Origin of the sequence: Modicisalibacter muralis (assembly GCF_900102945.1) — a bacterium.
GTDB lineage: Bacteria > Pseudomonadota > Gammaproteobacteria > Pseudomonadales > Halomonadaceae > Modicisalibacter > Modicisalibacter muralis.
This window is the reverse complement of record NZ_FNGI01000008.1, coordinates 132,241-151,776: the sequence shown is the minus strand read 5'-3', so window position 1 is coordinate 151,776 and position 19,536 is coordinate 132,241. Positions and strand designations below refer to the sequence as shown.

Annotated in this window: 24 protein-coding genes; 15 read left to right on the top strand and 9 right to left on the bottom strand. The window is 62.5% G+C overall.

The features are described from left to right. Positions 1–52 precede the first annotated feature (52 nt). Complete coding sequence (locus tag BLR92_RS14015) at positions 53–472, top strand: PaaI family thioesterase (RefSeq protein WP_089729634.1); 420 nt, start codon at positions 53–55, stop codon at positions 470–472. 27 nt (positions 473–499) lie between these two features. Here the strand turns inward: BLR92_RS14015 and BLR92_RS14010 are convergent, their stop codons facing one another. Next, positions 500–880 (bottom strand): DUF423 domain-containing protein, encoded by a 381-nt coding sequence (locus BLR92_RS14010; RefSeq protein ID WP_089729631.1) that lies wholly within the window; start codon positions 878–880, stop codon positions 500–502. 172 nt (positions 881–1,052) lie between these two features. Between BLR92_RS14010 and thiS the strand changes: the two genes are divergently transcribed. From thiS to BLR92_RS19775, 4 genes are read left to right on the top strand one after another with little or no spacing between them, the layout of a single operon-like run. Beyond that, positions 1,053–1,253, top strand: a complete 201-nt coding sequence (thiS, locus tag BLR92_RS14005; RefSeq protein WP_089729629.1) for a sulfur carrier protein ThiS — start codon at positions 1,053–1,055, stop codon at positions 1,251–1,253. A gap of 30 nt (positions 1,254–1,283) precedes the next feature. Further along, positions 1,284–2,105, top strand: coding sequence for a thiazole synthase (locus BLR92_RS14000; RefSeq protein ID WP_089729627.1), 822 nt, complete (start codon positions 1,284–1,286; stop codon positions 2,103–2,105). Between the two features lie 35 nt (positions 2,106–2,140). Beyond that, positions 2,141–2,869, top strand: a complete 729-nt coding sequence (trmB, locus tag BLR92_RS13995; protein WP_089729625.1) for a tRNA (guanosine(46)-N7)-methyltransferase TrmB — start codon at positions 2,141–2,143, stop codon at positions 2,867–2,869. A 36-nt stretch (positions 2,870–2,905) separates the two neighbouring features. Continuing rightward, positions 2,906–3,064, top strand: coding sequence for a hypothetical protein (locus tag BLR92_RS19775; protein ID WP_175488822.1), 159 nt, complete (start codon positions 2,906–2,908; stop codon positions 3,062–3,064). A gap of 13 nt (positions 3,065–3,077) precedes the next feature. Here BLR92_RS19775 and BLR92_RS13990 read toward each other — a convergent pair whose 3' ends face one another. Then, positions 3,078–3,818, bottom strand: coding sequence for an EamA family transporter (locus BLR92_RS13990; RefSeq protein WP_089729623.1), 741 nt, complete (start codon positions 3,816–3,818; stop codon positions 3,078–3,080). A 90-nt stretch (positions 3,819–3,908) separates the two neighbouring features. Here BLR92_RS13990 and BLR92_RS13985 point away from each other — a divergent pair, with 90 nt between their 5' ends. After that, positions 3,909–4,817 carry a LysR substrate-binding domain-containing protein gene (locus tag BLR92_RS13985; RefSeq protein ID WP_089729746.1) on the top strand — a complete coding sequence of 303 codons (909 nt, stop codon included), beginning with the start codon at positions 3,909–3,911 and terminating at the stop codon, positions 4,815–4,817. A gap of 278 nt (positions 4,818–5,095) precedes the next feature. Here BLR92_RS13985 and BLR92_RS13980 read toward each other — a convergent pair whose 3' ends face one another. Beyond that, entirely contained in the window at positions 5,096–6,010 is a 915-nt protein-coding gene (locus BLR92_RS13980) for an AEC family transporter (RefSeq protein WP_089729621.1), read from the bottom strand. Positions 6,011–6,200: 190 nt separating this feature from the next. Here BLR92_RS13980 and BLR92_RS13975 point away from each other — a divergent pair, with 190 nt between their 5' ends. Beyond that, entirely contained in the window at positions 6,201–6,812 is a 612-nt protein-coding gene (locus tag BLR92_RS13975) for an SCO family protein (RefSeq protein WP_089729619.1), read from the top strand. Positions 6,813–6,832: 20 nt separating this feature from the next. Here BLR92_RS13975 and BLR92_RS13970 read toward each other — a convergent pair whose 3' ends face one another. Next, entirely contained in the window at positions 6,833–7,894 is a 1,062-nt protein-coding gene (locus BLR92_RS13970) for an extracellular catalytic domain type 2 short-chain-length polyhydroxyalkanoate depolymerase (RefSeq protein WP_089729617.1), read from the bottom strand. A gap of 6 nt (positions 7,895–7,900) precedes the next feature. Then, positions 7,901–8,641, bottom strand: a complete 741-nt coding sequence (locus BLR92_RS13965; protein WP_089729614.1) for a BamJ family beta-barrel-assembly machinery protein — start codon at positions 8,639–8,641, stop codon at positions 7,901–7,903. 255 nt (positions 8,642–8,896) lie between these two features. Here BLR92_RS13965 and dctP point away from each other — a divergent pair, with 255 nt between their 5' ends. Beyond that, positions 8,897–9,922, top strand: a complete 1,026-nt coding sequence (dctP, locus tag BLR92_RS13960) for a TRAP transporter substrate-binding protein DctP (RefSeq protein ID WP_089729612.1) — start codon at positions 8,897–8,899, stop codon at positions 9,920–9,922. A gap of 313 nt (positions 9,923–10,235) precedes the next feature. On the opposite strand, the gene BLR92_RS13955 is transcribed toward dctP, so the two are convergent. The 3 genes from BLR92_RS13955 to BLR92_RS13945 all read right to left on the bottom strand — a co-directional run bounded on the left by BLR92_RS13955 (position 10,236) and on the right by BLR92_RS13945 (position 13,016). After that, positions 10,236–11,519, bottom strand: coding sequence for a TRAP transporter large permease (locus BLR92_RS13955; RefSeq protein WP_089729610.1), 1,284 nt, complete (start codon positions 11,517–11,519; stop codon positions 10,236–10,238). A 44-nt stretch (positions 11,520–11,563) separates the two neighbouring features. Then, positions 11,564–12,175 (bottom strand): TRAP transporter small permease, encoded by a 612-nt coding sequence (locus tag BLR92_RS13950; protein WP_089729608.1) that lies wholly within the window; start codon positions 12,173–12,175, stop codon positions 11,564–11,566. Between the two features lie 280 nt (positions 12,176–12,455). After that, positions 12,456–13,016 (bottom strand): TIGR02444 family protein, encoded by a 561-nt coding sequence (locus BLR92_RS13945; protein ID WP_175488821.1) that lies wholly within the window; start codon positions 13,014–13,016, stop codon positions 12,456–12,458. A gap of 54 nt (positions 13,017–13,070) precedes the next feature. On the opposite strand from BLR92_RS13945, the gene BLR92_RS13940 reads away from it, so the two are divergent. From BLR92_RS13940 to ehuA, 7 genes are all read left to right on the top strand, one after another. Next, positions 13,071–14,990 carry an ABC-F family ATP-binding cassette domain-containing protein gene (locus BLR92_RS13940; protein WP_089729604.1) on the top strand — a complete coding sequence of 640 codons (1,920 nt, stop codon included), beginning with the start codon at positions 13,071–13,073 and terminating at the stop codon, positions 14,988–14,990. Between the two features lie 25 nt (positions 14,991–15,015). After that, positions 15,016–15,285 carry an outer membrane protein assembly factor BamE domain-containing protein gene (bamE, locus tag BLR92_RS13935; RefSeq protein ID WP_089729602.1) on the top strand — a complete coding sequence of 90 codons (270 nt, stop codon included), beginning with the start codon at positions 15,016–15,018 and terminating at the stop codon, positions 15,283–15,285. A 65-nt stretch (positions 15,286–15,350) separates the two neighbouring features. Continuing rightward, positions 15,351–15,578 carry a putative cation transport regulator ChaB gene (chaB, locus tag BLR92_RS13930; protein WP_089729601.1) on the top strand — a complete coding sequence of 76 codons (228 nt, stop codon included), beginning with the start codon at positions 15,351–15,353 and terminating at the stop codon, positions 15,576–15,578. Between the two features lie 207 nt (positions 15,579–15,785). Continuing rightward, the gene (gene ehuB / locus BLR92_RS13925; RefSeq protein ID WP_089729599.1) at positions 15,786–16,652 is read left to right on the top strand and encodes an ectoine/hydroxyectoine ABC transporter substrate-binding protein EhuB; all 867 of its coding nucleotides are present in this window, start codon (positions 15,786–15,788) and stop codon (positions 16,650–16,652) included. A 170-nt stretch (positions 16,653–16,822) separates the two neighbouring features. Further along, the gene (gene ehuC / locus BLR92_RS13920) at positions 16,823–17,494 is read left to right on the top strand and encodes an ectoine/hydroxyectoine ABC transporter permease subunit EhuC (RefSeq protein ID WP_089729598.1); all 672 of its coding nucleotides are present in this window, start codon (positions 16,823–16,825) and stop codon (positions 17,492–17,494) included. Positions 17,495–17,498: 4 nt separating this feature from the next. Next, positions 17,499–18,191 (top strand): ectoine/hydroxyectoine ABC transporter permease subunit EhuD, encoded by a 693-nt coding sequence (gene ehuD / locus BLR92_RS13915; RefSeq protein ID WP_089729596.1) that lies wholly within the window; start codon positions 17,499–17,501, stop codon positions 18,189–18,191. Then, the gene (ehuA, locus tag BLR92_RS13910; protein ID WP_089729593.1) at positions 18,188–18,964 is read left to right on the top strand and encodes an ectoine/hydroxyectoine ABC transporter ATP-binding protein EhuA; all 777 of its coding nucleotides are present in this window, start codon (positions 18,188–18,190) and stop codon (positions 18,962–18,964) included. Before ehuD ends, ehuA begins: the two co-directional genes overlap by 4 nt. Here ehuA and dtd read toward each other — a convergent pair. Beyond that, positions 18,961–19,398, bottom strand: a complete 438-nt coding sequence (dtd, locus tag BLR92_RS13905; RefSeq protein ID WP_089729589.1) for a D-aminoacyl-tRNA deacylase — start codon at positions 19,396–19,398, stop codon at positions 18,961–18,963. The genes ehuA and dtd overlap by 4 nt on opposite strands. Between the last annotated feature and the right edge of the window lie 138 nt (positions 19,399–19,536).

Here is a 19,536-nt window from a genome sequence, read left to right as displayed (position 1 = left end):
GGTTACGTTATCTTGTCAGCCTGGGTTCTTCGCCACCGCTGGGAGATCGTTCATGACCGTGATGACCGCCGCCGCCATCGAGGATTTTCTCGATGAGGTCTTCCCTCATCGCCAGGGTACCATCGAAGGCGTCGACGAGATGCGCGCCACCATGAGCCTGGCCATCGAGGATGAGCATCTGCGCCCGGGTGCCTGCGTGTCCGGTCCCAGCATGATGGGCCTGGCGGATGTCTGCCTGTACGTGGCGATACTCGCTCAGGTCGGGCCCGAGCCGATGGCGGTGACCACCGACCTGACCTGCCACTTTCTGCGTCGCGCGCGTGGTGACCGCGACCTGATCGCCAATGCCCGCGTGGTCAAGCTGGGGCGTCAACTGGCGGTAGGCGAGGTCGAACTGTTTTCGGCCGGCAGCGACGAGCCGGTGGCGATCGTCACCGCGACCTATGTGCTGCCCGATCGCGACGACGATTAAGGCGACCCTCAGCCCTCTCTAACCGCTTCAACCGCTTCTGGCCTTCCAGGCGCTAATCGCCAGCGCCAGCCAGCCGGCCATCAGCAGCAGGCCGCCGAAGGGCGTGATCATGCCCAGCCCGCGAATGCCGGTCAGCGTCAGCAGATAAAGCGAGCCCGAAAACAGCACGATACCCCCACCCCATAACCACAGCGCGAGGCCCTGCCCTTGGGCAGGCACCGCTTGTCGCCAGACCAGCACCGCCAGCATCGCCAGGGTATGCCAGGCCTGATAGCGCACGCCGGTCTCGAAGGCTTCGAGCAGCCGTTCGGGCACCCGGCCTTCCAGGCCGTGCGCGGCGAAGGCGCCGGCCAGCACCATGACGAAACCGCTCAGGGCAACGGCGACCCAGGCAAGACGATAAGGCATGCTGCAGTGGCTCCTGCGTAGAAATCTTGAGCCATGATGCCATGGGTATTTTTGATCTGCCTGGTGCAGCATTTGGATTCGCACCGAAGGATGCCCGAGTGGGCGTTTGGCGTTAGACTATGGTCCCCGTCATGCACGGGTTCACCTTCATGAACGACGCTCAGAGGTCGCCATGCAGATTCAGCTCAACGGTGATGCACGCGCCTTCGAAAGCGAGCCGACGATCGGCGAACTGATCGTCTCGCTTGGCCTGGCCGGACGCCGCATCGCGGTCGAAGTCAACGAGGAGATCGTGCCACGCAGCCAGCATGACGCCACCCGCCTGGCGGATGGCGATCGCGTGGAGATCGTGCACGCTATCGGCGGCGGCTAGTCCGTCGCCTTACTCCCTTCTGGAGAGATTATGTCCGCACTTCACAAAGAGCTTCGCAGAGAACTTCTCGTGGATCAGCCGTGGCAGGTTGCCGGTCGCGAATTCACCTCGCGCCTGCTGGTCGGTACCGGTAAATACAAGGATTTCGACGAGACCGCCACGGCGATTGCCGCCAGTGGTGCCGAGATCGTCACCTTCGCGGTGCGCCGCACCAATCTCGGTCAGAATGTCGACGAGCCCAACCTGCTCGACGCCGTCTCGCCCGAGCGCTACACGCTACTGCCCAATACCGCCGGCTGCTACACCGCCAAAGATGCGGTGCGGACCTGCAAGCTGGCTCGCGAACTGCTCGATGGCCACAACCTGGTCAAGCTCGAAGTGCTGGGCGACGACAACACCCTGTATCCCAACGTGGTTGAGACGCTCAAAGCCGCCGACGAACTGGTGCGCGACGGCTTCGACGTGATGGTCTATACCAGCGACGATCCGATCGTCGCCAAGGAACTCGAGAAGCTCGGCTGCAGCGCGGTGATGCCGCTGGGCTCGCTGATCGGCTCGGGGCATGGCTTGATGAATCCGCACAACCTGGGCCTGATCATCGAGCACGCCGAGGTACCGATCCTCGTCGATGCCGGTATCGGCACTGCCTCCGATGCCGCGTTGGCCATGGAGCTTGGCTGCGATGCGGTATTGATGAACTCGGCGATCGCCCACGCCCGCCAGCCGGTATTGATGGCTGGAGCCATGAAGAAAGCCGTCGAAGCCGGGCGCGAGGCCTTTCTGGCCGAGCGCATGCCGCGCCGTCAGCGTGCCGAGGCATCGTCGCCGTTCGCCGGGCGTATCAACGGCTGATCGCCACTACCCATTAAAGAGCCTAAGACCGCTGCATGAGTGACGAACGCTTGACCGACGACGCCCTGATGACCGACACCGCCGAGCGCCCCCGGCGCGGCGTGAAAAGCTACGTGCTGCGCGCCGGGCGCATGACCGCCGCGCAGAATCGCGGCCTGGAAGAGGTCTGGCCGCGGCTCGGCTTGAGCGTGGAAGACGGCCTGCAGGATCTTGACGTCCTGTTCGGCCGCCGCGCGCCACGCGTGGTGGAAATCGGCTTCGGCATGGGCGGCTCGCTGATCGAGCAGGCCGAGGCCCACCCGGATACCGACTTCATCGGTATCGAAGTGCATGCGCCGGGTGTCGGCAAGCTGCTCGACGAGGCTGACAAGCGCGGCCTGACCAATTTACGGGTGTATCGCGACGATGCCCTGGCGGTGCTGACGCACTGCCTGCCCGAGGCCAGCCTGGATGGCTTGCAACTGTTCTTCCCCGACCCCTGGCCGAAGAAGAAGCACCACAAGCGGCGTATCGTTCAGCCGGCCTTCGTCGAGCTGGTGCGCACGCGCCTGAAGCCCGGCGGCCAGTTGCACATGGCCACCGACTGGCAGGCCTATGCCGAGCACATGGCCGAGATCATGGCCGACGCTCCCGGCTATCGCAACACCGCGACCGATGGCCCTTACGTGGCACGCCCCGAGTTTCGCCCGCTGACCAAGTTCGAACGGCGCGGCGCGCAGCTCGGCCACGGCGTGTGGGATCTGATATTCGTTCGCGCCGACTGAGCGCTAGCGGCTACAGGCCTGCAAGCGGGGGCCCGTGTGAGAAGGCGCATCCGACGCCGGCGCCCGCTTGCCGGCTCCGATCATCGCCACGCCGACACCGGTCGAGGCGACCAGCATGCCGATTATTCCCAATGCCCCGGTATGTCACCGAACATCATCGCCGCCCAGGCCATCGTGACCGGCGGGGTCAGGTAGATCAGCGTCGAGGTCAGGTTGACCCCGAAGCGACGCAGGCAGGCGACGAAGAAACCGTAGCCCCGAGGCTGGAGAAGAACACCAGCCAGCCGATAGCCGTCAGGGTGGCAGAGTCCAGCGCCGGTAGCGCTATACGGCCGTGGCCTTCGATCAGCGCGGCGATCAAAAATACGCCGGTCGCCGCGGCCAACTGGGCGGTCAAGGTGGCATCCATCGCCATCGCCGTCGGGTAGCGCGCGGCGAGTATGCTGCCCAGCGTCACCGATACTACCGACAGCAGCGGCAGCCCATAGGCCCACAGCGGGGCGCCGTCGGCGTTACCGAGATCGCCTGCCACGCACAGGATGACGCCGACGCTCGCGATGATCATGCCCAGCCAACGCAGCCCGCCCGAGCGCGGGCCCAGCAGCAGGCTGGCCAGGAGCGTCGCCAGCAGCGGTTGCAGCGCGGTGATCAAGGCCGTAACAGCGGTGCCTACGCCCGCCTGGATCGCCAGCATCACGCCGAGCAGGTAGCCGCCCATGGTCAGGCAGCCGATACCCGCCTCGATGAATAGGCCCTGGCGCGATGCCGAGCGCGTTCCCCATGCTCGCCACCATAGCGCAACCAGCAGCGTGGCCAGCGCGAAGCGCCAGGCAAACAGCGCCATTGGCGGCAGGGCGACCTCGACTGCCAGCCGACCACCGATGAATCCCGAGCTCCAGCACACCACGAAACCTGACGCGGCCAGCGAAGACAATAGCGAGGGTGGCATGGCCCTATCCTTGTTGGTCGATCTCAGGGCTTGAGCTTGGCGCAACGAAAGGCTTCAATAAATCGAAGAATATTGTACGGTGGGTTCAATATGAGTGAAGTCCCTGTCGCCGCTCTCGATCTTGAGCTGCTACGCAGCTTTCAGGCGGCGGCGCACCTAGGCTCGCTGGCGGCCGCCGCCGAGCAGCGCCATCGCACGATCAGCGCGATCAGCATGCAGCTCAAGCGACTCGAGGAGGTGCTGGAAATCCGCTTGCTCGAGCGCGGCCCGCGCGGCGTGACGCCCACCGCGGCAGGCGAGGCACTGCTGCGCGAGTCACGTGAATTGCTGCGTCTGCACGATGGCATGTTGGCGCGCTTCACCGGGCGCGGGCTGGGCGGCAAGGTGCGCTTTGGCCTGCCCGAGGATTATGCGCGCGAACTGCTGGGCGACGTGCTTCCCGATTTCCTGGCTCGCCACCCCGATGTCTTGCTCGAGGCGGTCACCGCGACCAGCGGCGAGTTGGCTCGTCAGCTAACCCAGTCCAACCTGGCCCTGGCGGTGCTGCTCGACCGACCGCGGCGCCTGCCCGATGGCGAAGCGTTGTGGCAGACCTCGCCGGTATGGGCCGGCCCACGCCTGGGGCGGCTCGCCGAACGCCCCAGCCTGCCGCTGGCACTGCATCATGTCGATTGCCCCTATCGGGACCTGGCGGTGGAGTCGCTGGACGCCATCGGCAAGCCCTGGCATGCGGTGTTTACCAGCACCAGCATTCATGCGGTCGAGAAAGCCATCGAGGCGGGACTGGCGATCGGTGTACTCGACCGCCAGCGCCTGACACCGGCGATGCGTGAGTTGGGCGAAGCGGAAGGGTTGCCGGCACTGCGACCCTGCGAAGCACGATTGCACTTCGCAACACGCATCGAGCGGGCGTCACGCCCCGCCGTCGAGGCATTGGCAGTATTGCTGCGCGAGAGACTCTTCGAGCGCGGGCCATGGCGGGCGGATGCGATGCGTTGATGACCATCGACAAGGCGCTGACCGCGTAGCGCCGCCGTCAAGACCGGTCTGATCAAGAGCAGCTTGATGAGGAGTTAACCAAAAAAAAGCGGCGACTCCGTAGAGCCGCCGTCAAGACCGTGACTAGCTTGATGAGGAGATAACCATGGCAGGGAACCTGACTTCTCTGCGATGGAAAGCGGCGCTTGGCGAGCGCCACGTTGTTAAGATAATCATTCTCATTTGCGTCGTCAAGTGAAACGAGAATCTTTTTTATTTAAGGGTCTGGCGAAGTCACATCAGCCGGCCAGCGTCAGCCAGGCGGGCAGGGTCAGCATCGCCAATAGCGTCTGCCCGGTGATCAGCGCGGCCATCAACTCGGCGTCGCCACCCAACTGGCGAGCGAGAATATAAGCCGACGTGGCGGTGGGCAGGGCGGCGAACAGCAGCACCACGTCGCGGTTCACCGTATCGAGCCCGAGCAGCAGCGCCAGGCTCAATGCCAAGGCCGGCATCAGTAGCAGTTTGACCAGGTTGGCGGTCCAGACGCCACGATCGAGGCGTACCAACGCGCGCGGCCGCAGCGCCACGCCCACCGCGACCAGCCCCAGCGGCAAGGCGGCGCGGCCCAGCAGTTCGACGGCCTGGCCGCTCCAGCCGGGCAGGCCGATGCCGCTCAGGTTGAGCACGATGCCGCCGACACAGGCGAGAATCAGTGGATTGCGCGCCAATGCGGCCAGACTCTTGGTGAGGCTGGAGGGGCCGAGGGTGCCGGCGGCTATAAAGCCTGCCACGCACAGCACATTGACCACCGGTACCATCAGCGCCACGGCCACGGCGGCCACCGTGACGCCAGCGCTGCCATGCAGGGCGGCGGCCCCGGCGACGCCGACATAGGTGTTGAAGCGCAGCGCGCCCTGAAATACCGAGGTAAAGGCGGCGGCATCCATTTCCAGCCGTTTGCGTAGCAGCCATAATAGCCCGGCGAAGCAGAGCATGCTGCCGAGCAGCGCTAGCGCGACGCGGCCCACCGGCACCCGCGATACGTCGGCGTTAGCCAGCGTCGCCACCAGCATGGCGGGGAACAGCAGGTAGTAAATCAGTCGCTCGAGATGGGGCCAGAAGTCGCCGCCGGGCAGACGCCGCCAGCCAAGCAGTGCGCCGAGCAGAATCAGCAGGAAAAGCGGACCTAGGGCGTTCTCTACGCCAGTCATGATGTCACCAGGCAGTGTTGTCGCATTCTTGTGGAGCAGCTTGTGAAGCCCCTACGATACCTTACGCGGGGAGTAAATCCGTATTAGCTGATAAGCTAATCGCCATTCGATGGGCGAAGGGTTGTCACCGGCACTGCCATGCGACGCGCAACAGTCCCTGACTCGATTTCAAACCACAACGGAGGATGCCATGAGCCATGCCACACGCAAACAACGGCTTTGGATAGCGCTGGGGGGCGTAACGGTAGCCGTGGCACTGGTGGTGATCTGGTGGGTGCAGCAACTGCGCAATGGCGATGTCGAGATGCCCCAGGGCGGCCCGATCACCCTGCCTTCGACGACGGGCGAATTCAGTTTGGCCGAACTTGGCGACAATCAGCTGGCGGTCTTGTTCTTCGGCTACACCTATTGTCCGGATGTGTGTCCGATGAGTCTGGCGGTAATGCGCCAGACGCTGGCCAGCCTCGATGAATCGCAGCGCAAGCGGCTGGTGCCGGTGCTGATCTCGGTGGACCCCGAGCGCGATACGCTGGCGCGGCTCGAGGAATACGTCGGCTATTTCGGACCGCGATTCATCGGTGCCACCGGCAGCCAGGCGCAGTTGAAGGACATCGCCGAGCGCTATGGGGTGATCTGGCGCAAGGTGGAAACGCCCGATTCGGCGATGGACTACAGCGTCGATCATACCTCGTCGTTGTATATCGTCGATCGGGAAGGCGAGATTCTGCAGCGGGTGCTGTACTCGCCGACGCCCCATGCGTTGACGGCAGCAGTAGAGCAAGTGCTTGGTAAGACGGGCTAAACCGTCGCGACGCTTTTTCGTTAGTGACGCTCGGGATTTTGTGGCGGCGCCAGACCGGCAAGCTGCTCGACCATCGCCTTGAGTGCCTGGACCTGCTGGCCCTTGCGGCTGTCATGGAGCGGATCGAGCTCCCAAAGGCTTTCATCGTAGCCCCACCAATCCCAGCAGGCCTGGGGGTTGGGCAGGCTGGCTTCGGCCTGCGGGTAAAGCACCACGAGGCGGTTCTCGGTGGCCCATTCGTTGAGTCCTGAATGGCGCACGAAGGTCTCGCCGATCTGCGAAGCGCTCATCTCACAGCCATGCAGTGCGACGATCAGCGCACAGGGCGCGCCTTCTCCACAGGTCTTGGGTACGTAAACGTAGCCCGCTTCGGCCAGGCCATCGTAAAACGCCACCTGATCGAAGGAACGCAGCATGCCGCGACCGTCGCCCTCGGGAGGCGTGACACGCTCGCCATACAGCCATTGCAGCGCCTGGCCAGCGCCGTCCTGACCGCAGGCCAGCAGATGCGGGCTGCCGCCCTTGGCGCAGCCGGCGAATTCGACACCCGGCGAGGGAGTGGCCGCCACGGGCCAGCCGTGGGCCGCGTTGGGATTCGTCTCGACCTTCAACTGAGCCTCGGGATCGGCCAGCCAGTCGCGGTATTGATCCGCCAACTGCTCGCCGAGGCGCGGGTCGACCACGGCATCCGATCCACCGTGCCAGAGGTAGACGCGCTGCTCGGCCAGCGCCGATGGCTCGCCAACCAGGCCTTCCTGCAGATAACGGGCGTAGCGGCTAGCCAATGCCGCCGGGTCGGGCAGGCCGTGGCGGGTACCCATGCATTGGCCGAGTGCCCGCGATAGCTCACCCTGCGCGCAGCCCCAAGGGCCGGCGGCAAACACCGCCAGCCCCGAGAACAGTTCCGGCCACGCCACCGCCAGTTGCGTGGCCATGTAACCGCCCGACGAAACGCCCATCACGCTGATGGCATCGGTCTCGATGTTGAGTACCGGCAGCGGCGACAGGGTGTCCTCCTGTGCCGCCACCGGTAACGCCAGCGTCAGCAGTGCCGCCAGCGCGATGGCGAGAAGCCGCCGCACCGGCGCTTACTCGCTTTCGGCGCTGCTGTCAGCCGCTTCGGTATCGCCCTGTTTGGCATCGGCCTGATCGACACCCAGTAACTCGACCTTGAAGGTCAGTACTTCGTTGGGGCCGATGGGGCCGCCGGTACCGGCCGGGCCGTAGGCCAGATCGGAGGGCAGGTAGATCATCCAGGTATCGCCTACGCTCATCAGTTGCAGGGCTTCCTGCCAGCCTTTGATGACCTGGTCGACACGGAATTCCACCGGCTCGCCGCGCTGGTAGGAGCTATCGAACACGGTGCCATCGATCAGCTTGCCTTCGTAATGAACCTTGACGTTATCCTTAGGGCCCGGTGTGGCGCCATCGCCCGATTCCAGCACCTTGTACTGGAGGCCGGATTCGGTGGTTTCCACGCCTTCCTTCTCGGCGTTGGCGTCGAGGAATTCCTTGCCTTCAGCGAGGTTGGCCTCGGCGATCTTCTTCGCCTCGGCCTGGCGCTCGGCCATTTTCTGTTCCTGGAACTGGGTCAGTGCCTGGGCCATTTCCTCCTGGCTCATCTGCAGCTCCTCGCCGGCGTAGACGTCCTTGATGGCCTGGGTGAAGGCCTCGATGTCGAGCTCTTCGATGTCTTGCTCCAGACTCTGGCCGAGCGTCACGCCAATGCTGTAGCTGAGTTTGGCCTCATCGCTTTGCGGTGCGGCCAGCGCCAGCGGAGCGGCGGTGAGCAGCGAGGTAAAGGCGGCGACGGTCACCAGTGTTTTCATGCAGGCTCCTATGAGATCTTGTTTGAACGAAGGGTGCGATTGACGAATTGTGACGGCAGTCGCGCTATCGTAAAGCATTGGGACTCTAACAGGGCGTCTCGGGTTCCGCACCTACGACGCTCCCGGCACTGGTTTCATGAGACTCCTGAAGTCAGTGCCGGGCTGCGCAACCTTGCGACGATCTCGGGCTCGGCTTGACATTGGCTGGGCTATGCTCTTTTCTGGATTCACATCGACAAAAAAAGGGAAAATGTGATGCAACTACGCAATATCGTTATCGCTGTTACCGCTCTGGGTATGGTGGGTGTCGCCTCGTCGGCATTCGCCGAGACTTGGCGCTTCGGCCTTGAAGAGACCGAAGGCAGCGTCCAGTACGGCTACGCAGAAGAGTTCAAGAAGCTGATCGAGGAGAAAAGCGGCGGCGACATCACCGTGCAGCTGCTGCCGTACGGCACCTGGGGGTCGAGTTACACGGCGCTCTACGATGCAATCCAGAACGGCGCGATTCAGCTTGGCTTCGGTTCCGGTTTCCTCGGCGGCACGGTCCCCGAAAGCCAGCTGATGAGCCTCAACTTCGTCATGCCCAGCGACCAGCTCAAGACGGCGAAGATCCTCAATTCCGATGCTTTCCTGAAGAGCGATGCCTGGCAGCAGTCGTTTCGTGAGCGTGGTCTGGTGCCGCTGGGCGCGTTGCCCGAAGGCTATCAGGTCTGGACTGCCAATAAAGAGATCCGCACCCCCGAAGACATGGATGGCTGGCAGGTCCGCGTCATGGATAACAGCCTGCTGCGCGCGACCTACGAGGCCTACGGAGCATCGCCGATCACCATCGCTTACGGCGAACTCTACAGTGCATTGCAGCAAGGTCAGGCGGAAGGCAATATCCAGCCGGTCTTCGCCCACGAGAACATGGGCTTTTACGAAGTGCAGGACTACATGATCTTCGCCGATCAGGCGCAGTTCGTTGCCAACCTCTTCGGCAATCTGGAATGGTACGAGGGGCTGTCCGACGAGCAGCGTCAGACGCTCGAGACGACTTTGGATGAAATGGTGCAGAAGGGCCATGAGATCCAGAGCCAGTTCAACTCCGAACGCCTCGACATCATCAAGGAAAAGGGTGATATCAAGATCATTGAATTGACTGAGGAGGAGCGTGCCCAGTTCCGCGAACTCGCCAAGCCGATTCGCCAAGTCTACGTCGACATGGTTGGCGAGCGCGGCCAGAAGGCACTCGACATTCTGCTCGAGCAGGGTGTCGGATCCAGCGATCAGGGGTCCTGATACCGCAACCGAAGGGTTGGCCCTAGCGTCGACCCTTCGGCTCGTAGAGTCGCCGCACCGACGCCCGGAAGCTCGCGCTTCCGGGCGTTTTGATTTGTCTGCCCGCTGGTCTCGATCTGGGCGCTGGGCCCGGGCCGGCCGTTGTCGCGTGCGTCGAGACGCCGTCTTGCCGTCAGTATGTCTTGGATAGGGCTCGTCGACGCAAACCGAGCCACGACAGGCGGTGTGGCTCGTGTGGTGTGTGTCAAGGAACAGGGTTAAGCGCGGGGGAGATGAATCGGCCCGGCGCGGACGCCGGACCGGTTGGGTTGGGTCAATCGCCGCCCAGCGAAGGCAGCAGCAACGAAATCTGTGGGAACAGAATGAGGAGGAGAGTGGCCAACAACAGGATGAAGATAAACGGCGGCGTGCCGCGAATCACATCCATGTACGGGCGGCGGAAGACAGCGATGGCCGTGAAGATGTCGCAGCCGAACGGCGGAGTGGCCGAGCCGATGGCCGCCTGCAGGGTAACGATGACGCCGACGTGTACCGGATCCAGGCCGGTGGCTTCCACCAGAGGCTTGAAGATCGGCACCAGGATCAGTATGACCACGATCGGGTCGACGAACATGCAGCCGACGAAGAAGGCGGCGGCAATCAGCAGCAACGCTAGGAATTGGCTGTCACCGATGCCGTCAATGACCGGGCCCAGAACCTGCTCTGGTATGCCGGCCGTGCCCAGGGCCTGGGAGAAGGCGGCGCCGATGGCGACGAGGATGAAGACGACGGCGGTGATGATGCCTGTGGACAGCGCCAGGCTGCCGAGATCGCGGATCGATACCTGGCGATAGATGATCATTTCCAGAACGACGGCGTAGGCCACTGCAACCGCCGAGGCCTCGACGGCGCTGAAGAAGCCGCCATAGATACCCCCGACGACCAGCACCGGGAAGCCCATCGGCAGGATGACCCGGCGGATGGCGCCAAAACGCTCGCTCCAGGAGGTCTTGGGCTCCGACTTGATCCCCTTGAGGCGTGAGTCGATGTAGCAATAGATCGCGAACATCCCCAAGATCAGCAGGCCGGGAAGAATGCCGGCCAGGAACAAGTCACCAATCGATGTCTTCATCACCACGCCATAGACGATGAAGCCGATACTGGGCGGAATCAGCAGGGCGATATCGCTGGCATTGATGATCAGCGCCAGGGTGAATTTGTCGCTATAGCCTTTGGCCAGCAAGCGCGGGCGCATGGGACCACCTATCGCCACCACCGTGGCCTGGGTGGAGCCGGAGACGGCCCCGAACAGGGCGCAGGCGGCGGCGGTGGTGATGGGCAAGCCGCCGCGGATATGCCGAGTGAAGGCGTCGACGACATCCAGCAGCCGATTGGCCGTGTGGCCCTTGGTGAGAATGTCGGCGGCGAAGATGAACATGGGCACCGCCGCCAGCACCCAGCTCCCCACGCCGTTGATCATCCAACTCACGGCTTGATCGGGGCCGAAAAAGGTCATACCGGTGAACATCATGAATAGCGTGCCTGCAGCCAGGGGCACCATCATCGGGAAACCCAGCAGCAGTAGCACGAGCATGATCGCGCATAGCCAAATCAGCATGAAGAAGTCCTCGCGTCTGTCGTGGTTTTGGTATTGTCGACGGATCAAACGCCGCGCGAAGCGTCGTCATCTTCCGAGGGAACCTCGGAATAGGTTTCCTTCTCGTTGAACGAGCGATAGATGTCATCGCTCACGGCATTGCGCGCGGCGGTCAGCAGGTACTGGGTACCGGCGAAAATGAAGCCCACGGGAAGAGCGAGGAAGACGATCCACATGGGAATATGCAGCGAGGCGCTGGTGCGCCCGCGGGAGCGTATCGCCGAGACGTATTCGATCGATTCGTAGGCGAAATAGAACATCAGTAGCGCCGTACCGAGGCAGATGAGGATCAACAGCGCCTTGCGCGCGCGCCCACTGAGTTGATCGTAAAGGGCCGACATGCTGATGTGGCGGGCGTGTCGCGCAGCATAGCCGACACCCACGAAGGTGATGACGACGATCAGCATCTCGGTGATTTCATAGGTGCCGGGGATGCCTTGCCCGAAAATGAGGGTGCCGACCACATGAGCGCTCATTAGCCCCGCCATGGCGAGCACGCTGACTGCCAGGATGATGCGCTCGGCAACGCCCAGGCCCTGGTCGAGAGCGCCCAGCAGGCGCAGCAGACCGCTGGGGTGCTTGTTAGGATCGCCGGAAGAAGAAGTTGATTGGGTCATGTCGCTTCTTTCCTTAGTTTTATTAGGTAATGGCGAGTCGGCGATGGCAAGCCTTCAAGCCTACTTCGTTCCTGAAAACCGGACGCGGTGGCCCTCAAAAGGTGCAGTGAATCCGCATAGGCTCGCGTGCAAGGCCAGTCTGCTCTTCTGCTGCTTTTCGCCTTGCCCGGCGGCGCTCGCCGTCTTTTCGGTCATCGCTTGACCGTCATAGACGAGCGCATTAACCATGGGCGAAGGCGCATCGCTCATTTTGGAACTTACAAGCTTTGCGTCGTCAGTGCTACTCGTCGCTCGGGCCGTGATACGAAAGATTGACCAACGACATTCGCGGTTGCAGACCTCGGGCCAGCACTTCCAATGAATGATCCTGCGTAGCGGCCACGGGGCCGAGGTGTCGGGCGAGGGCGGTGTACAAGCCTGCGTCCGAAGCCTGTTTGTCACGCACGCCTTCACCGCGCTGGGTCAAGGCCTGCAACTGGCCCAGGGCGGCGCGTTCGGCCGTCAGTTCGGCCCGTTTGAGGTGTTCGCGCCATTCGGCCAGCGGCGATCCGGGCCGCGCCAATGGCTTGAGGGCGCGTCGCTTGGCCCGCAGGCGATAGGTTTGCCGGGCCTGGTGGTCGCGGACCGGCGCCAGGGCATCGGCGACATTGGTGTCTGGTACCAGTCCGATATGCTCCAACCACCCCAGCCAAAGCAGCTCGCAGATATCGGCGCCGGCATGCTCCTGCAGGTCGAGGCAGGCCGCGGCGATGTCGGGGTCGGCGTAATACGCACAGGCGTAACGCCAAAGTGCATCGGGGGCGGCCAAGGCGAAGGGAGATTGGGTAGAATGGTAGGCCATGGTCGACGATACGCAGCGCGTCCTTGAATGCATACAGAGTCAATGGGAGACAGCATGATCGCACTACGCCAACTGGCCCTGCAACGCGGCACCCAGCCCTTGTTCGAAGAGGCCGAGTTGACGCTGCACCATGGCCATAAGGCCGGCATCGTCGGCCCCAACGGTGCCGGCAAGTCGAGCCTGTTCAAGCTGTTGCTCGGCGAACTGACGCCCGATCGCGGTCAGGTCGAACTCTCCGGTGGCCAGCGTATCGCCCACATGGCCCAGGAAATCGAGGCACTGGATCGCTCGATTACCGATTACGTGCTCGATGGCGATGTCGAGCTGCGCGCCACCCAGGCCGCGCTGGAGGCGGCGCGAGAGAGCGGCGCAGCGACCCATGAAGCCGAATTGCATGGCCGTCTCGAGGCGTTGGATGGCTATAGCGCCCCGGCGCGGGCCGCGCAGTTATTGGTTGGGCTGGGTTTTACCCAGGCCCAGCTCGATCAGCCGCTGGCGGCGTTCTCCGGCGGTTGGCGCATGCGCGTCAACCTGGCGCGCACGCTGTTCATGCCTTCCGACCTGTTGCTGCTCGACGAGCCGACCAACCACCTCGATCTCGACGCGCTGCTATGGCTCGAGCAGTGGCTGACGCGCTATCCCGGCACCTTGCTGCTGATCTCCCACGACCGCGACTTCCTCGATGCGGTGTGCGATCACATCGTGCATTTCGACCGCCGCCGACTGGTGCTCTACCGCGGCAATTACAGCGCCTTCGAGCGCAGCCGTGCCGAGAAACTGTCCCAACAGCAGGCCGAAGCCGCCAAGCAACAGGCCCGGCGCGAGGAGATAGAACGCTTCGTCGCGCGCTTTCGCGCCAAGGCGACCAAGGCGCGCCAGGCGCAGAGCCGGCTGAAGATGCTCGAGCGCATGGAAACCATCGCCGTCGCCCATGTCGATTCGCCGTTCCATTTCACCCTGCCGGCCGCCGACAAGACCTCGCATCCGCTGCTGGTGCTCGACCGCGCCCAGCTCGGTTACGGCGCGCCCCTGCTGAGCGACGTCAAGCTGACCCTGCTACCCGGCCAGCGTATCGGCCTGCTGGGGCCCAACGGGGCTGGCAAGTCGACGCTGATCAAGTCGCTGACCGGCGAATTGCCGCTGCTCGGCGGCAAGCGCGTGGCCGGCGAACACCTGGCGATCGGCTACTTCGCTCAGCACCAGCTCGAAGGTCTCGATCTTAGCGCCACGCCGTTCATGCATGTGCAGCGCCTGTCACCGAGCGAAAGCGATCAGTCGATCCGCAACTTTCTGGGAGGCTTCGGCTTTCGCGGCGACGACGTGTTCGCCGAGGTGAGGAATTTTTCCGGCGGTGAGAAGGCGCGCCTGGCACTGGCGCTGGTAGCCTGGCACAAACCCAACCTGCTGCTGCTCGACGAGCCTACCAACCACCTCGATCTCCAGATGCGCGAAGCCTTGACCGAGGCGCTGGCAGCATTCGGCGGTACGGTGATCGTGGTTTCTCACGACCGTCATTTACTGCGTGCCACGGTCGACGAGTTCTGGTGCGTGGCGGATGGCACGGTGGCACCTTTCGATGGCGATCTCGACGACTATCGCGCCTGGCTCAAGGCGCGTCTCGACGGCGAACGACGCGAGGCGCGGGCCGGCAAGAGCGCGGATGGTGAACCGACACTCGATCGCAAGGCTGCACGGCGCGTCGCCGCCGAGCGGCGCGAGAAGCTGCGCCCGCTCAAGCGCGAACGTGACCGCGTCGAGCGCGACATGGGCCAGGTTGGCGATGAGCTGGCCGCGGTGGAAGAACGCCTGGGCGATGCCGCGCTGTATACCGACAGCGCACGCAAGGACGAGTTGACCGTATTACTCGCTCGCCAGGGCGAGCTCAAGTCGCGCTTGAATAGTCTGGAGCAAGCCTGGCTCGAGGCCGAAGAGGCGCTGGAGCGTTCCGAGGTCGATCTCATGGATAATGCCTGATAGGCACTGTGAGCAGGAGTGAAGCATGAAGCGAGCAGGGCGAATGATACTGGCGGCACTGACAGTCGCCGTCGGGCTGATGGGTTGCAGCGACGCCCGGTTGACGCTGGATAACTACGAGCGCCTGGCGGTCGGCATGACCCGCGACGACGTCGAGTCGATACTGGGCGAGCCCAGCGAATGCGCCGGGGCGGTGATGCTCGACAACTGCCGGTGGGGCAATGAGCAACGCTTCATTCAGGCGCAGTTCATTGGCGGCAAGGCGATGGCTTATCAATACCAGGGGCTTGATTAGGCGCGAGAACCGGAGCCGACTAGACTGCCCGTGTAGGAGAAATTTCCGGCGAACAGGAGGTTCCCATGCCCTACGACAACCGCGACGAGCTACCCGACAACGTTCGCAACGTACTGCCCCAGCACGCCCAGGAAATCTATCAGGAAGCCTTCAACAGTGCTTGGGACGAGTACAGTAATCCCGATGATCGGCGCGGCCATGAGTCTCGCGAGGAGGCGGCGCACCGCGTGGCTTGGGCCGCCGTGAAGAGCAAATACAAGAAAGGCGACGATGATAAATGGCATCCCAAGTGATGCCTTGCGAGCCCTGTGTGAATTGTCAAAGCTGCCGTTGGGCAGCTTTTTTTCAGAAGAATTTCGTAGCGATCGACGCCATTACAGAAATTATCGCGATGGTCGCCATCTGCGTTTAATGGAACACTGACCGGAGCATGACAGGTCCACCCAGAATTGGGCCTATAGTAAATAGACAAACCTTACGCAACGAAGAGAGTCAAGACGATGCGCTATAATATCAAGAAGGGCGTAACTCTGCTCGCCACCACTGCTGCACTATCCTGCCTCACGTTGGGCGTCGCCAATGCTGCGTCCCTCGAAGAGATCAAAAACAAAGGCACGGTCCGCATCGCCATAGCCAACGAGATTCCTTACGGCTACATGGATATGAGCGGTGAGGCCAAGGGCCCGGGCCCCGAGGTCGCCAAACATGTCGTCGAGGCCATGGGTATCGACAATATCCAATGGGAAGTCACCAACTTCAGTTCGTTGATTCCGGGCCTGCGAGCCGACCGCTTCGATATCGTCGCCGCTGAAATGGCCGTCCTGCCCCAGCGCTGTGAGTCGGTGATCTACTCGGTGCCCAATTCGACCTACGGTGAGGGTCTGCTGGTCAAGGCCGGCAACCCCCAGGACATTCATGCCTACTCGGATTTCGCCGAGGGCGACATGAAGGTCGCGATCATGGCCGGCGCCGACCAGCTCGAGATGCTGCAGGAGCTGGGCGTTCCGCAGTCCAATATGGTCACCATCTCCAGTAACGCCGATGCCATCTCCACGGTGTCGACCGGGCGCGCCGCTGCCTACGCCGCGACGGGCATGACCGCCAGCGAGCTGGCCAACAAGAGCGATGAAGTCCAGATCGTCGAGCAGTTCGAGGACCCGGTGATCGGTGGCGAGGAAGTGCGTAGCTGGGGCGCTTTCGCCTTCGCCAGCGACTCCGAGGAACTGCGCGACGCTTTCAACAAACACCTCGTCGAGTTCAAGAAAACCGACGAATGGAAAGAGATCCTGTCCAGCTACGGCTTCTCCGAGACCGATATCGAAGCCTCCTTCAAACGTACCACCGAGGAGCTGTGCTCCGCCGAGTGACCGTCTCGAGTCCTGTTGAGCGTCGCATGGTACGGGGCCTACGGTAAGCGAGGCCGGCTCTAGAGCCGGCCCGCGCTTCTCTCATGGGTCGAATACGGCTTTGTTCGCGCCAGGGCGCGAGTCAGGGCGCTTGACCCAAGCTCCAGTATGTCAGTGTTGGAGATCGGTACATGGAATGGACAAGCTATCTTGCTCCATTGCTGGAAGGGGCATGGGTAACGGTACAAATTACCATCTACTCGACCATACTTGGCGCCATTCTGGCCTTCGCCTGTGGCATCGGTAAACTTTCGCCAAACATTCTCATCAAGAGTGTGTCGGTTGCGTACATCGAAATATTTCGCGGTACGTCGCTGCTGGTTCAGTTGTTCTGGCTGTATTTCGCCCTGCCGCTGGTCGGGCAGGCGATCGGCATCGATTTGCGCTTCCCGCCGGTGGTGGTGGGCGTCGCGGCACTGGGGTTGAATATCGGCTCCTACGGCGCTGAAGTGGTGCGTGGCGCCATCCAGTCCGTGGCACATGAGCAGTACGAAGCGGCCAAGGCGCTCAACTTTACGCCGCGCCAGACCTTATGGCGCATCTCCCTGCCTCAGGCAATTCCCGAGATGATGCCGACCTTCGGCAACCTTGCGGTGCAAAACCTCAAGGATACCGCGCTGGTGTCGCTGATCAGTCTTAGCGATCTGGCGTTTCGTGCCGAGCATATCCGCAACTACACCCAGGACAGCACCACGGTCTACACCTTGGTGCTGTTCATGTATTTCGGCATGGCGCTGGTGCTCATGGCGTTGATGAAATGGCTCGAGCGCTTCGTCGGGCGCTGGCGTGCGGCAGGGAGGTAGGCGAATGTTCTTTGGCATCGAATGGGACACCAGTAGCAATCTGGCCTTCGCGCTCTCGATCCTGCCAATCCTGCTGATCGGGTTGTGGGTGACTATCCAGGCGACGGTCCTGGGGTTCTTCATCGCGTTGATTCTGGGGCTGGTTCTGGCCACCCTGAAGAGCGCTCCGACGCGCCTCATATCCTGGCCGGCCAAGGCGATCACCGAGTTCATCCGCGATACGCCGCTGCTGGTCCAGCTATTCTTCCTGTATTACGTATTACCCGACTACGGCATCGTACTGCCGGCGTTTTTGACCGGCGCGCTGGCCCTGGGCGTGCAGTACAGCGCCTACACATCGGAGGTCTATCGCGCCGGGCTCGAGGCGGTCGCCAAGGGCCAGCATGAGGCGGCACGCGCGTTGAATCTGCCGTCACCGCGCACCTTCACCCATGTGATTCTGCCGCAGGCCATACCGCGCATCATCCCGGCATTGGGCAATTATCTGGTATCGATCATGAAGGATGTACCGGTGCTATCGGTGGTCACGGTGCTCGAGATGCTCAATGTGGCGACGATCATCGGCGATCGAACCTTCAATTACCTGATTCCGCTGTCGATGGTCGGCGGGCTGTACCTGATTCTCACCTTGTTGGCGTCGTCCGGTGTGCGCTATATCGACGTTCATCTACCCAAGCGAGGCCTGTCACTGAAATGAGTGAACCGATTATCAAATTCGACAAGGTCGTCAAGCGCTTCGGCGACCTGACCGTGCTCGACGAATTGGATTTCCAGGTCGAGCAGGGCGAAAAGGTGACCATCATCGGCCCCTCGGGGTCGGGCAAGTCGACGGTGCTACGTGTCTTGATGACGCTCGAGAAGATCAATGAAGGCGTGGTCTACATCGGTGGCGAGCCGCTCTGGCACGAGTCGCGCAATGGTAAGCTCCACGAGGCCAGTGAGGCCCACCTGCGCAAGATGCGCAACCAGATGGGCATGGTCTTTCAGCAGTTCAACCTGTTTCCCCACATGACGGTGCTGCGCAACCTGACCGAGGCGCCGGTTCGCGTGCTGGGCATGTCCAAGGCCGATGTGCGCCAGCGTGGCGAGGAGTTGCTCGATCTGGTCGGCTTGAGCGATCAGAAAGACAAGTATCCGCATCAGCTTTCCGGCGGTCAGCAGCAGCGCGTGGGGATCGCCCGTGCGCTGGCCATGCGACCCAGGATCATGCTGTTCGACGAGCCGACCTCGGCGCTCGACCCCGAGCTGGTCGGCGAAGTATTGAATGTCATTCGCCGCCTGGCCAAGGAGCACGACCTGACCATGCTGCTGGTCACGCATGAAATGCACTTCGCGCAGCAGATATCCGATCGCGTGTGCTTCTTCGACAAGGGCAAGATCAAGGAGCAGGGCACGCCGGAGGAGTTGTTCAAGGCACCCAAGGAGGCACGTACTCAGGAATTTCTCAAGGCGGTGCTCAATCCCGATTAAGTTTCCAGCAGAAAGGTGACCGGCCCGTCGTTGATCAGACTGACCTGCATGTTGGCGCCGAACGCGCCACTGGCGACATAGGGCCATGCTTCAGTGGCGCGTTCGAGCAGGTAGCCGAACAGGCGCTCGCCCTCGGCGGGGGGCGCGGCGCTGGAAAAGCCCGGTCGCAAACCCTTGCGGGTATCGGCGGCCAGCGTGAACTGTGAAACCAGCAGCAAGCCACCTTCGATCTGGCGTAGATCGAGATTCATCTTGTCTTCGCTATCGGCGAATACCCGATAGCGCAGCAGCTTGTGCAGCAACTTGTCGGCGCGCGCCTCGTCGTCGCCTTTTTCAATGCCAATCAGGGCCAGCAGGCCCTGGTCGATACTGCCGATCGTGCGCCCGTCGACTTCCACGCTGGCGCGGCGTACCCGTTGAATCAATGCTCGCATGAAACCGTTCCATAATCGGATGTTTGTGCCCATGGCGGGAGTCGCCCAGACGCCTTCTTGAGGCTGATCTATTATCAGGTCTTTAGCGAATGGACTATTGCAATGCCGCCGAGCGAGTTGTCATAACGGTGGCTGCAA